Here is a 13,365-nt window from a genome sequence, read left to right as displayed (position 1 = left end):
AGCCTACCGGTCCCCGGAGGGGCCGCCGACCACGCGGTCCGTCAGGAGGGGCGGGCCATGGCCTTGACGAAGGCCCGCTCGACGTCGGCGGCGGAGAGCACGCCGTAGATCTCACCGGTCTCCTCGACCACCAGGTACTCGGTGGCCGGGCTGGCGCGCAGGGCGTCCAGAAGCTCCTCCCCGGTCAGTTCGGCGGAGAGCCGCATGCCCTCGGTGATGTCCTGGGCGAGCCCGCTGACGGGGACCCACGGGCGGCGGTGCTCGGGCACGCCGACGATGGCGGCCTCGCGGACCAGGGAGACGGGCCCGCCGTCCGCGTCGACGACGACCAGGGCGCGGGCGCCGGCGGCGTTGGCGCGGCGCAGCGCCTCCGAGAGCGGGGTGTCGGCGGGGACGGGGACGGCGCGCCGGGTCAGGGCGCGGGCGCGCAGCTCGGGCAGGTGCTCGCGCAGCCGGGCCATGCGCAGGCTGTTGCCCGCGCCGGTCCAGATGATCGCGGCGAGGATGGCGGCCAGCAGGGCGTCCATCACGGTGTCCATGCCGACGTTGTCCACGGCCCCGGCGCCGAGGGCACCGGACTGGGTGAGCAGGGGCAGCCCGATCAGGACGCTGACGGCGAGCGCGCGGCCGACCCAGGCGGCGGCGACGGTGCCGCTCATGGGCTTGCCGGTGATCTTCCAGACGACGGCGCGCAGCATCCGGCCGCCGTCCAGGGGGAGGCCGGGGAGGAAGTTGAAGGCGGCGACGATCAGGTTGGAGATCATCAGGCCGGCCAGCAGGACGCCGGGGACGCTGCCGGGGTCGACGGGCAGCAGGGCGAGGTAGAAGACGCCGGCCAGGACGAGGGAGAGCAGCGGGCCGACGAAGGCCAGGACGAACTCCCGGCCCGGGGTCTCGGCCTCCTTCTCGATCTCGGAGACGCCGCCGAAGAACTGGAGCTGGATGCGGCGCACCGGCAGCTTGAAGCGGAGCGCGGCGACGGTGTGGGCGAGTTCGTGGACGAGGACGGAGGCGTAGAAGGCGACGGCGAAGAAGAGGGAGACGAGGTAGCGGGCGGCGCCGAGGTCGGGCAGGACGCGGTCGAGCTGGCCGCCGAACACCCAGGTGATCAGGATGGCGACCAGGAACCAGCTCGGCGCGACGTAGACGGGTACGCCGAACGGCCGCCCCATCAGCAGCCCGCCGCCGGGCTCGCGGCGGCGCCGCGGGCCCGGGCCCGGTGCCGCGTCGCCCCCGGCGTGGGCGCGGGAGCGCCGCTCGTGGTCGGGGTCGGTTCCCGCGGCGGGGCGACCGGTGACGTGGGCGCTCGGGGGGTGGGCGGGGTGGTGGGGGGCGCCGTGGCCGCCGCTGTCGGCGTGGGCGTGGCGGGGGTGGGTGTCACCGGCGTGATCGTCACCGCGGCGGTCCCGGTCGCCGCCGTCGTGGGCGGGGGCCGCGCCACCGTCGTGGGAAGCGGGGGCCTCACCGCCGGCGGCGTGCGCGTGACGCGGGTGGGTGTCGTGGGGGGCGTGGCCACCGTCGCGGGCGGGGGCCCCGCCACCGTCGTGGGAGGTGGGGGCCCGGTGACCGTGGCCGGCCCGGTCGCCGTCGCCGTGAGCGGGGGCCCGCCGGCCGTCGGCGGCGGGCGCGTGGCCGGGGCGGGTGCCGTGGGGGCCGGGGTCGCCGTCGTGGGACCGGCCGCCGCCGGGGGCGGGGGTCTCTCCGCCGCCGGGCCCGCCGCCGCGGGACTCGTCGACGTCGGGGGCGGGGGCGGGGTGTTCGCCGTCGCGGGCGCGGTCACCGCCGTCGCGGGCGGGGCCGTCTTCGTCGCCGTGCCCCTCGCCGGGGGTGCCGCTCCCGCCGTCGTCGGAGCCCGGCGGGGGTGCCGGGGGGCCGTGCGGGGTGCCGCCGGAGGTGGCGTCGTCGGGGCGGTCGGCCGGGGCAGTGTCCGCCGGGCCGCCCGGGGCCGTCTCCCCGGCACCGGCGGGGGCGTCCGAAGGACCGCCCGGGGCGTTGTCCGGGGTGGCCGGACCGGCGTCGGGGCCGGACGGCGCGCCCTCCGGCGGGCGTCCGGCGGGACCGGCACCGGCGGCCGGGGCCGCCGGGGTCGCCTCCGGCTCCGCCGGCTCGTCCTTGCCGGACCGCGGCTGCCCGCTCCCGCCGCTCACGTCCACGGTGTCCCCTCGTTCGATGCGTCTCCCGCGCCTGGCGGGCGGGAGGGTCTGCGGTCGATGGTATGCGTCCGGTGCCGCGTGCCCCGCCCCGGCACCCGGGGTTCCCTCGACGGTGGGTGACTGTCGGTGCCGGGCCGTAAGGTTCGTGGGCATGGAGACGAGCATCGAGGAGGCCGCGCGGGACGCCGACGGCACCGCACCGGCATCGGCAGCGGCGGAGGACGGCGGCGCGGCGGCGGGGGCGTCGTCCGGGTCCGTCGCCCCCGCGGCCGGGGCGACGGCGGCCGGCGCGCCCGCCTCCCTCTCGCCGTCCCGCGCCGGGGACTTCATGCAGTGCCCGCTGCTCTACCGGTTCCGGGTGATCGACCGGCTGCCGGAGAAGCCCAGCGAGGCCGCGACCCGGGGCACCCTCGTGCACGCGGTGCTGGAGCGCCTCTTCGACGCCCCCGCCGCCGAGCGCACCGCGCCGCACGCGCGGTCGCTGGTGCCGGGGCAGTGGGACCGGCTGCGGGAGAGCAGGCCGGAGGTGGGCGAGCTGTTCGCCGACGACCCCGGCGGCGAGCGGCTGGCCCGCTGGCTGGGCGAGGCCGAGCGGCTGGTGGAGCGCTGGTTCGCGCTGGAGGACCCCACCCGGCTGGAGCCCGCCGAGCGCGAGCTGTTCGTCGAGGCCGAACTGGACTCCGGGCTGCGGCTGCGCGGCATCATCGACCGGGTGGACGTGGCGCCCACCGGCGAGGTGCGGATCGTCGACTACAAGACGGGCAAGGCGCCCCGGCCGGAGTACGCCGAGGGCGCGCTGTTCCAGATGACGTTCTACGCGCTGGTGGTCTGGCGGCTCAAGAAGGTGCTGCCCCGGCGCCTCCAGCTCGTCTACCTCGGCAGCGGTGACGTGGTCACCTACGATCCGGTCCCCGCCGACCTGGAGCGGGTCGAGCGCAAGCTGCTCGCGCTGTGGGACGCGATCCGGCTGGCGACGGAGACGGGCGACTGGCGGCCCCGGCCGACCAAGCTGTGCGGTTGGTGCGACCACCAGGCCCACTGCCCGGAGTACGGCGGCACTCCCCCGCCCTATCCGCTGCCGGTGCGGGCGCCCGGCGGGGACCGGCTGTCCGGCTAGCGCGGTCCGGGCCCGCCGCGCGACGTCCCGCGCCACGCCCGGCGCCGCGCGGGCCGCCCCGCGCGGCGGCGCGCGGGGAGGGGGCGGGCCGCGGCGGTCCGGCGATCACGCTCAGGGCAGAATGGGGCCGGACTAGCGAAGGAGATTCACGTGGCCATCCGTGTCCTACTGGTCGACGACCAGCCGCTGCTGCGCACCGGTTTCCGGATGATCCTGGAGGCCGAGCAGGATCTCGCGGTCGTCGGCGAGGCCGGGGACGGCCTCCAGGCCCTCGACCAGGTCCGGGCGTTGCAGCCCGACGTGGTGCTGATGGACATCCGCATGCCGCGGATGGACGGCGTGGAGGCGACCCGGCAGATCACCGGGCCCGAGCGGGACGGCCCGGCCAAGGTGCTGGTCCTCACCACGTTCGACCTCGACGAGTACGTGGTGGAGGCGCTGCGGGCGGGGGCCAGCGGCTTCCTGCTGAAGGACGCCCCGGCCAACGAACTGGTGCAGGCAATCAGGGTGGTGGCGGCCGGCGAGGCGATGCTTGCGCCGAGCATCACCCGGCGGCTCCTCGACAAGTACGCCACGCATCTGCCCTCGGGCGACGAACCGGTCCCGGACACCCTGCACACCCTGACCGACCGGGAGGTGGAGGTCCTCAAGCTGGTGGCCCGCGGGCTGTCCAACGCGGAGATCGCCGCCGACCTCTTCGTCAGCGAGACCACCGTCAAGACGCATGTGGGGCATGTGCTGACCAAGCTGGGGCTGCGCGACCGCGTGCAGGCCGCGGTGTACGCCTACGAGAGCGGGCTGGTGCGCCCCGGCGCCCAGTAGCGCCGACGGGGGCCGCGCCGTGGCCGTCCGGGCCGTGGCCGGAGAAGGCCCCTCGCCTGCCCCGGGAACGCCCGAGGGGCGCCCGCTTCATGCGAAGCGGGCGCCCCTCGGGATCTTCCGGGCGCGGTGTCCGATCAGCCTCCGACGCCCTGGCCCAGCTCCCAGAGCTGGAGCCCGGAGGAGGAGTTGAGCAGGTAGGCGGCGCCGGTGACGGTGTCCCGGTAGGCGACGTACTGCTTGCCCTGCCAGAGCGGGATCATCGGCACGTCGTCGGCGACGATGTCCTGCACCTTGATCATGCTGTCGCCGGCGGCGAGCCGGTCGGCCTTGCGACGGGACTGCGGGAGCAGGGTGTCCATGATCTGGCCGTCGGCGTACGGCGAGTTCAGGATGTTGTCCTTGTCGAGGAACGGGGCGAGGAAGTTGTCGGCGTCCGGGAAGTCCGGGAACCAGCCCATGCCGAAGGCATCGAACCGGCGCTTCAGCTCGGCAGGCCGGAACTCGTCCCAGGGGTGGCCCTCGATCTCGATGTCGAAGAGTCCGCCGGCGTTCAGTTGCTTCTGCAACTGCTCGAACTCCTGCTTGGTCACGGTGCCGTAGTGGTCCGTGGTGTAGTGCAGGGTGAGCTTGACCGGGGTGCTCACCTCGGCGTCGGCCAGCAGGGTCCGGGCCTTGCTGACGCTCGCGTCGCCGTACTTGTTGAAGAAGGCGTTGGAGTGGCCGGTGACGGTGGCCGGGACCAGCGAGTACAGGGGTTCGGCCTGGGAGCCGTAGACCTCGGAGACCAGCTCGCTGCGGTTGATGAGCTGGGCCATCGCCTGGCGGACCGCCTTCTCCTTCACACCGGGCGACTCGGTCATGAAGGCGAGGTAGCGGATCTCCAGTCCGGGCATCTCGATCAGGTTGATCTCGTCGTCCTGGGTGTTCGAGAGGGTCCGGATCTGCTCGGGCGTCAGCGCGCGGCTCATGACGTCGATGTCACCCTTGCCCAGCGCGGCCCCCATCGCCTCGGGCTCCTTGAAGGAGACGATCTCGGCCTTGTCGTTGTTGAGCTTCAACGGGCCCTTGTAGTTGGCGTTCTTGGTGAAGACGGCCTTGGTCATCGCGCCGTCCTTCACCTCCGCCTTCATGGTGTAGGGGCCGGAGCCGTCGACCGAGAAGCCCTCGCGCAGGGCGTCCTTCTTGTAGTTGTCCGGGTTGACGATGCCGGCGACCGGGGCGGACAGCTTGAAGGGGAAGGTGGCGTCGGGCGCCTTGAGGTGGAAGATGACCTCCCGGTCCCCCTTGGTCTCCACCGTGTCGACGCTGGCGAGCAGGGCCGAGACACCGGTGGCGGCCTTGATGCCGCGGACCCGGTCGATCGAGAACTTGACGTCCTTGGCGGTGAGGGCGGAGCCGTCGGCGAACTTCAGCCCGTCGCGCAGGGTGCAGGCGTACCGCTCGTTGCCGGTGTCGGTGAACTCGCACTGCTCGGCCGCGTCCGGCACCGGGTCGCCGCCGCCGCGCGGCTGGGACATCAGGGTCTGGAGGCTCTGGCGCATGATGTTCCAGGCACCGACGTCGTACGCGTACGCCGGGTCGAAGGGCGCCGGCGCCTCCTTCGAAGCGCTGAACCGGTCCGTGGTGCCGACGACGATGGCCTCGCCCTTGCCGCCGTTGGACCCACCGCAGGCGGCGAGTACCGGCGCGAGCAGGCCGACGACGGCCGGCAGCACCAAAGTCTTGCGGTTCATGCTCGAGTTTCTCCAGAGCTGTCGGTCCGTGTATCCAGCACACAGGGGTGTCGCGGCGGATCACGGGGGTAGTGGCCGAGGTTCTCGCGACGAGATTAGTCCGCGCGCGTAGGAGCGCCCGAGGGCCCCGGAGCGCGGACTCATCACGGAGCGAAACCGGTCGTGGACGCACCGAAACGCCGACAGGGGAAGGATTAGTGCAGCATCTCACCAATCGGGACACATGGGCACTCCTCCACCCTCCGGAACGGGGCACGCAGGCACATCGGGGCACACCTGTCGATCCTCGAAAACGTGGGGAAAGTCACAGCTTGCCCCGGCCCCGGAGGTACTCATTCCGGTGGCGGGTGAACGGAAGTTCCCCCTCAGGGGGCCCTGTTCGGGAGGCAAGCCGGACATCCGGGACGTCCGGCCCCCGACCGGGTGCCACCACGGCCGCGGGAGGCGGCTGGGACCGGGGCGCGGCGAGGGCGGCGCGGGCGGAGTCGGGCGTGGGGGGACCCGGCGCGGGCCGCCGGGGCACGGCGGTGGGCGGGACGGGACAGGGGGCGACCGCGGCACGGACGGGGGGCGAGGGCGGGGGCGGACCCGCGCGGGCAACGGGCGGCGGTCACCGCCCCAGGGGGCTCACCAGGCCGCGCAGGAACGGCAGGTCGACCTCCTCCAGCGAACCGACCACGGTGCGCCGGGGGGCCGCGGTGATGGGCGCGACCGACGGCACGGCCACCACATGGCAGCCGGCGGCCTCCGCGGCGGCGACACCGGTCGCGGTGTCCTCGACCACGGCGCAGCGGGCGGGCTCCGCGCCCAGCCCGGCGGCGGCGGTCAGGTACGGGTCGGGGTGCGGCTTGGTGCGCGGTACCTCGTCACCGGCGACGGTGAGGGCGAAGTGCTGGGGGCCGAGCGTGGTCAGCACCCGGTCGATGATGCGGCGGTGCGAGGCGGAGACCAGGGCCGTGGGAATCCGGTGCGCGGCGAGCTCGGCGAGCAGCCGCCCGGCGCCCGGCATCAGGGGGAGGGTGCGGCCGATGCGCCGCTCGAAGCCGTCGTTGAGCAGCACGCTCAGCTCGGGCAGGGTGATGTCGGCGCCGGTGGCCTCGATCAGGAAGCCCGCGCTGCGGGTCATGGGCCCGCCGACCACCACGTGGCGCCAGGCGTCGTCGAGGGCGTGGCCGAGGGAGGCGAACACCTCGACCTCGACGTCCCACCAGAAGCCCTCGGTGTCGACCAGGGTGCCGTCCATGTCGAGCAGCACCGCCTGGAGGGCGGAGCCTTCGGCCGTCAGGGTTCCGAGCGCGGGGACCGTACTGGTCATCCACGTACCTCCTTGGGGGCGATCAGGCCGGTTCCCCGAGGGGAACCGGCCTGCAGTGGACCGACAAGTGTACGTGCCGGCGGGCGGGAGCGCGCGGGCTTTGCCCGGAGTGCTCCGGGCCCGCGCGGGGCCCCGGAGGGTGCCCGCCGCGGTGCTCGCCGCGATGCCCGCCGCGGTGCTCCCGGGCGGTGGCGCCCCGGGCCGTCCGGGGTGTCAGCGGGCGTTGAAGTACTTCGCCTCGGGGTGGTGGATCACGATGGCGTCGGTGGACTGCTCGGGGTGGAGCTGGAACTCCTCCGAGAGGTGCACGCCGATCCGCTCCGGCTGGAGCAGGTCCGCGATCTTGGCCCGGTCCTCCAGGTCGGGGCAGGCGCCGTAGCCGAGGGAGAAGCGCGCGCCCCGGTACTTCAGGGCGAACATGTCCTCCATCGCGTCCGGGTCCTCCCCGGCGAAGCCGAGTTCGGAGCGGACCCGCGCGTGCCAGTACTCGGCGAGGGCCTCCGCGAGCTGGACGGAGAGCCCGTGCAGTTCGAGGTAGTCGCGGTAGGCGTTGTCCGCGAACATCCGGGCGGTCTCCTCGCCGATCCGGGAGCCGACGGTGACGACCTGGAAGCCGACCACGTCGGTCTCGCCCGACTCCTCCGGGCGGAAGAAGTCGGCCAGGCAGAGCCGCCGGCCGCGGCGCTGGCGCGGGAAGGTGAAGCGGGTGCGCTCGTTGCCCGCGTCGTCGAGGACGATCAGGTCGTCGTCCTTGGAGACGCAGGGGAAGTAGCCGTGGACGACGGCCGCCTCCAGCAGGTTGTCCGTCTGGAGCCGGTCCAGCAGGCCGCGCAGCCGCGGGCGGCCCTCGGTCTCGACCAGCTCCTCGTAGGTCGGGCCCTCGCCGGTGCGGGCCTGCTTGAGGCCCCACTGGCCCTTGAAGAGGGCGCCCTCGTCGAGCCAGGAGGCGTACTCCTTGAGCTGGATGCCCTTGATCACGCGGGTGCCCCAGAACGGCGGGGCGGGCACCGGGTTGTCGGTGGCGACGTCGGAGCGGACGGGCCCCTCCTCGGGGCGCTCCTCGATCTCGACCGCGGCCGCCCGCACCCGGCGCTGCTTCAGCTCGGGCAGCTTGGCGCCGGGCACACCGCGCTTGATGCCGATGAGGGCGTCCATCAGGCGCAGCCCCTCGAAGGCGTCCCGGGCGTAGCGGACCTCGCCCTCGTAGATCTCGTGCAGGTCCTGCTCGACGTAGGCGCGGGTGAGGGCGGCGCCGCCGAGGATGACCGGGTAGCCGGAGGCGAGCCCGCGCTGGTTCAGCTCCTCCAGGTTCTCCTTCATGATCACCGTGGACTTGACCAGCAGCCCGGACATGCCGATGACGTCGGCCTTGTGCTCCTCGGCCGCCTCCAGGATCGCGGAGACGGGCTGCTTGATGCCCAGGTTGACCACGTTGTAGCCGTTGTTCGACAGGATGATGTCGACGAGGTTCTTGCCGATGTCGTGGACGTCGCCGCGGACGGTGGCGAGCACGATGGTGCCCTTGCCCGCCTCGTCGGTCTTCTCCATGTGCGGTTCGAGGTGGGCGACGGCCGCCTTCATCACCTCGGCGGACTGGAGCACGAAGGGAAGCTGCATCTGGCCCGAGCCGAACAGCTCGCCGACCACCTTCATGCCGTCCAGCAGGGTCTCGTTGACGATCTCCAGCGCGGGGCGCTCGGTCAGGGCGGTGTCGAGATCGGCCTCCAGGCCGTTGCGCTCGCCGTCGATGATGCGCCGCTTGAGCCGCTCGTCCAGCGGGAGGGCGGCCAGTTCCTCGGCCTTGGACGCCTTCAGGGACTTGGCGGTGGCGCCCTCGAAGAGCTGCATGAGCTTCTGCAGCGGGTCGTAGCCCTCGCGGCGGCGGTCGTGGATCAGGTCGAGGGCGGTGGTGACCTGCTCCTCGTCGAAGCGGGCGATGGGCAGGATCTTGGAGGCGTGGACGATCGCGGAGTCCAGTCCGGCCTTGACGCACTCCTCGAGGAAGACGGAGTTCAGCAGGATGCGGGCGGCCGGGTTGAGGCCGAACGAGATGTTCGACAGACCGAGGGTGGTCTGCACCCGGGGGTGCCGCTCCTTGAGCAGGCGGATGCCGTCGAGGGTGGCCACGCCGTCCTTGCGGGACTCCTCCTGGCCGGTGCAGATGGTGAAGGTGAGGCAGTCGATGAGGATGTCCTCCTCGTGGATGCCCCAGTTCTCCGTCAGGTCCTGGATCAGGCGCTCCGCGATCTCGACCTTCTTCTCGGCGGTGCGGGCCTGGCCCACCTCGTCGATGGTGAGCGCGACCAGCGCGGCGCCGTGCTCCCGGGCCAGGGCGGCGACCTTCGCGAACCGCGACTCCGGCCCGGCGCCGTCCTCGTAGTTCACCGAGTTGATCACCGCGCGTCCGCCGAGCTTCTCCAGCCCGGCGCGCAGGACGGGGACCTCGGTGGAGTCCAGCACGATCGGCAGGGTGGAGGCGGTGGCGAAGCGGCCCGCCAGTTCCTCCATGTCGGCGACGCCGTCGCGGCCCACGTAGTCCACGCACAGGTCCAGCATGTGGGCGCCCTCGCGGATCTGGTCGCGGGCCATCTCCACGCAGTCGTCCCAGCGGCCCTCCAGCATGGCCTCGCGGAACTTCCGGGAACCGTTGGCGTTGGTGCGCTCGCCGATGGCCAGGTACGAGGTGTCCTGGCGGAAGGGCACGGTCTGGTACAGGGAGGCGGCGCCGGGCTCCGGGCGCGGGTCGCGGGCGGTGGGGACGAGGCCGCGGACGCGCTCGACGACCTGGCGCAGGTGCTCGGGGGTGGTGCCGCAGCAGCCGCCGATCAGCGAGAGGCCGTAGTCGCGGACGAACGCCTCCTGGGCGTCCGCCAGCTCCGGCGCGCTCAGCGGGTAGTGGGCGCCGTTCTTGCCGAGGACGGGCAGACCGGCGTTGGGCATGCAGGACAGCGGGATGCGGGAGTGCCGGGCGAGGTAGCGCAGGTGCTCGCTCATCTCGGCCGGGCCGGTGGCGCAGTTCAGGCCGATCATGTCGATGCCGAGCGGCTCCAGCGCGGTCAGCGCGGCGCCGATCTCGGAGCCGAGCAGCATGGTGCCGGTGGTCTCCACGGTCACCGACACGATCACCGGCAGGTCCAGGCCCAGGGCCTCCAGGGCGCGGCGGGCGCCGATCACGGAGGCCTTGGTCTGGAGCAGGTCCTGGGTGGTCTCGACGAGCAGCGCGTCGGCGCCGCCGGCGACCAGGCCCTCGGCGTTGCGCTGGTAGGCGTCGCGGAGCGTGATGTACGGGGCGTGGCCGAGGGTGGGCAGCTTGGTGCCGGGGCCGATGGAGCCGAGCACCCACCGCTGACGCCCGTCGCGGGCGGTGAACTCGTCGGCGACCTCGCGGGCGACCCGGGCGCCGGACTCGGACAGCTCCTGGACGCGGTCGGCGATGTCGTACTCGCCGAGGGCGGAGTGGTTGGCGCCGAAGGTGTTGGTCTCCACGCAGTCGACGCCGGCCGCGAAGTACTCCTCGTGCACCGAGCGCACGATGTCGGGCCGGGTGGCGTTCAAGACCTCGTTGCACCCCTCCAGCTGCTGGAAGTCGTCCAGCGTGGGGTTCTGCGCCTGGAGCATGGTGCCCATCGCGCCGTCGGCGACCACCACACGGGTGGCGAGTGCCTCACGGAGGGCGGACACACGGGTCCGGGTGTCGGCGGAGGGGGTGGACGGCGACGAGGCCATGGACGGGCTCCCTAGGATGCGACGGCTGTCGGCTTTGCGCCCCGGAGGGCCGTCCACGGGGGACGATCCGGGGTGACGCACGCCGCCAGGGTAGCGGGGACCGGGCCGTGATGGGTCGAGGGGTCCGGGGGACGGACCGGTGCGAGCGCGGCGAAGTTGGCCGGAATCCATCGGTTCGGCGCCCGACGGGCGGGGTCGGCCGCCGTTTGGCGGGGGTTCGGCGGGGACGGGTAATGTTCGGCATTGCCGAACATCGGTGTGACCCGGGAGGCGCACGGGACGGACCCGGCCGGGGGCGGACCCGGCGGCACACGGCCGTCGGCCCCCGGGCACCGCCGCACACGGCGGGCCCCGGGGGCGCGGGCCCGCCCCGGGCGGCCCCGGCGGTCCGGAGGAACGGAGGAGGTGGGCGATGACCCGGAACATCCAGTCGCTCGAACGGGCGGCCGCGGCGCTGCGCCTGCTGGCGGGCGGCGAGCGGCTCCTCGGGCTGTCGGAGGTCGCCTCGTCCCTGGGCCTGGCCAAGGGCACCGCGCACGGCATCCTGCGCACCCTCCAGCACGAGGGCCTCGTCGAGCGGGACGAGGCATCGGGCCGCTACCGGCTCGGAGCGGAGCTGCTGCGCCTGGGCACCGCCCACCTGGACGGGCACGAGCTGCGGGCGCGCGCCCTGGTGTGGGCGGACGACCTGGCCCGTTCCGGCGGCGAGAGCGTCCAGCTCGGGGTCCCGCACCGGTGTGGCGTGCTGGTGGTGCACCACGTCCCCCGCCCCGGCGACACCCGGCAGGTCCTGGAGACGGGGACCACGCGTCCGCTGCACTCCACCGCCCTCGGCAGGGTGCTGGCGGCGTACGACCCGGTGGCGCGCGGCGAGGCGCTGGAGGGCGCGCGCACGGCGTTCACGGAGCGGACCCCGTGCGCGCGGGAGGACGTCGAGCGGATCCTGGACCTCACCCGCGCGCGGGGGTACGCCGCCGACGTGGAGGAGACCTGGGACGGCGTGGCCTCGGTCGCCGCCCCCGTCCACGACCGGCGGTGGCTGCCGGTGGGCGCGGTGGGCGTCACCGGGGCGGTGGAGCGGGTGTGCCGGGACGGCGAGCCCCGGCCGGATCTGGTCGCGGCGGTACGGGACTGCGCCCGCGCCATCTCCCGCGACCTGGGCGCCGGGCGCTTCTGAGGCCGGGTGCTTTCGGAGCCGGGCGCTGCTGAGACCGGACGCTTCTGAGTCCGGGCGCTGCTGAGACCGGACGCTTCTGAGTCCGGAGGCTTCTGGCCGGGGCGCCGCCGGGACGCGGGCCGCGGGCACGGACGGCGGGGCCGGGACGCGTGCCCCGGCGCCGCGCGGGAAGGCGCGGGGAGCGCGCCGGGGCACCGGGCCCGGGGCGCGGGGCCCCGGCGCACTCGGGGCCCCCGGGGCGCGGAACCGCTCCTGCCGGTGGCCGCGGGCGGCGCCCGCCGGCTCCCCGACGCGCCCTTGACGCGTACACGAAACCGCGACAAGACTCTCCGCCCATGGGTCGGCATGGTCGAACACCTGCCGGTATGCGCGAATGAGGGTGTGACGACGCCAAGGGCCGCCCCCGCCTCCGCACCGAGGCGCCGGGCCCCCGGAGCGACCCGGGGCCCGGATTCCCCTGGACGAAGGACAAAGGAGTCGCGGTTGTCCAGCTCCGACATCTTCCTCGGCGAGACCATCGGTACCGCCGTGCTCATCCTGCTGGGCGGCGGTGTCTGCGCCGCCGTGACGCTCAAGGCGTCCAAGGCCCGCGACGCCGGCTGGCTCGCCGTGGCCCTCGGCTGGGGCTTCGCCGTGCTCACGGCGGTCTACGTCGCCGCGCCGCTCTCCGGCGCCCACCTCAACCCCGCCGTCACGCTCGGCATCGCCCTGAAGGACGGCGACTGGAGCACTCTGCCCCTGTACTGGGCCGGACAGCTCCTCGGCGCGATGACCGGCGCCGTCCTGGTCCACGCCGCCTACGCGGGCCAGTTCCGCGCCCACCTCACCGACCGCGCGGTCGTCGGCCCCCCGGCGCCGGAGACACCCGACGGGGCGGTGGAGGCCCGGGAGCGGGGCGCGGGCCCCGTTCTCGGCGTGTTCGCCACCGGCCCGGAGATCCGCGACGCGGTGCAGAACGTCACCACCGAGGCCATCGGCACCTTCGTCCTGCTGCTCGCCGTGCTCACCCAGGGCCTCAACGACGAGGGCGACGGCCTCGGGCCTCTGGGCGGCCTGGTGACCGCACTGGTGGTGGTCTCGATCGGCCTCTCGCTGGGCGGCCCCACCGGCTACGCCATCAACCCGGCCCGCGACCTCGGCCCCCGCCTCGTGCACGCCCTGCTCCCGCTGCCCAACAAGGGCGGTTCCGACTGGTCGTACGCCTGGGTGCCCGTCGTCGGCCCCCTGCTGGGCGGCGCCGCCGCGGCGGGCGTCTACAACGCGGCGTTCGCCTGAGCCGGCCGCCGGGGCGGCGGGCCGGGGTGCCGCGCCGGGACGCCGGG

At 74.2% G+C, this 13,365-nt stretch carries 8 protein-coding genes; 4 read left to right on the top strand and 4 right to left on the bottom strand.

Annotated features, from left to right (window positions below):
* Positions 1-41: 41 nt before the first annotated feature.
* Positions 42-2,153: a site-2 protease family protein gene (locus tag GTY84_RS33825; protein WP_345943424.1), complete on the bottom strand. Its 2,112-nt coding sequence runs from the start codon at positions 2,151-2,153 to the stop codon at positions 42-44.
* A 151-nt stretch (positions 2,154-2,304) separates the two neighbouring features.
* On the opposite strand from GTY84_RS33825, the gene GTY84_RS13425 reads away from it, so the two are divergent.
* On the top strand, positions 2,305-3,270 hold the full coding sequence (locus GTY84_RS13425) for a RecB family exonuclease (RefSeq protein WP_161226473.1): 966 nt from the start codon (positions 2,305-2,307) through the stop codon (positions 3,268-3,270).
* Between the two features lie 150 nt (positions 3,271-3,420).
* A complete protein-coding gene (locus tag GTY84_RS13420) occupies positions 3,421-4,092 on the top strand; it encodes a response regulator transcription factor (RefSeq protein WP_161226472.1) in 672 nt (223 codons plus the stop codon).
* Positions 4,093-4,226: 134 nt separating this feature from the next.
* Here the strand turns inward: GTY84_RS13420 and GTY84_RS13415 are convergent, their stop codons facing one another.
* The 3 genes from GTY84_RS13415 to metH all read right to left on the bottom strand — a co-directional run bounded on the left by GTY84_RS13415 (position 4,227) and on the right by metH (position 10,866).
* The gene (locus GTY84_RS13415) at positions 4,227-5,825 is read right to left on the bottom strand and encodes an ABC transporter substrate-binding protein (RefSeq protein ID WP_161226470.1); all 1,599 of its coding nucleotides are present in this window, start codon (positions 5,823-5,825) and stop codon (positions 4,227-4,229) included.
* Between the two features lie 610 nt (positions 5,826-6,435).
* Positions 6,436-7,140: an HAD family phosphatase gene (locus tag GTY84_RS13410; protein WP_161226468.1), complete on the bottom strand. Its 705-nt coding sequence runs from the start codon at positions 7,138-7,140 to the stop codon at positions 6,436-6,438.
* 213 nt (positions 7,141-7,353) lie between these two features.
* Entirely contained in the window at positions 7,354-10,866 is a 3,513-nt protein-coding gene (gene metH, locus GTY84_RS13405) for a methionine synthase (protein ID WP_161226467.1), read from the bottom strand.
* 412 nt (positions 10,867-11,278) lie between these two features.
* Here metH and GTY84_RS13400 point away from each other — a divergent pair, with 412 nt between their 5' ends.
* Positions 11,279-12,043: an IclR family transcriptional regulator gene (locus GTY84_RS13400; RefSeq protein ID WP_161226465.1), complete on the top strand. Its 765-nt coding sequence runs from the start codon at positions 11,279-11,281 to the stop codon at positions 12,041-12,043.
* A 483-nt stretch (positions 12,044-12,526) separates the two neighbouring features.
* Positions 12,527-13,318: an MIP/aquaporin family protein gene (locus tag GTY84_RS13395; protein WP_161226463.1), complete on the top strand. Its 792-nt coding sequence runs from the start codon at positions 12,527-12,529 to the stop codon at positions 13,316-13,318.
* Positions 13,319-13,365: the final 47 nt, after the last annotated feature.

The organism is Streptomyces sp. SID8352 (assembly GCF_009862265.1).
GTDB lineage: Bacteria > Actinomycetota > Actinomycetes > Streptomycetales > Streptomycetaceae > Streptomyces.
This window is presented reverse-complemented; position numbering and strand designations above follow the sequence as displayed.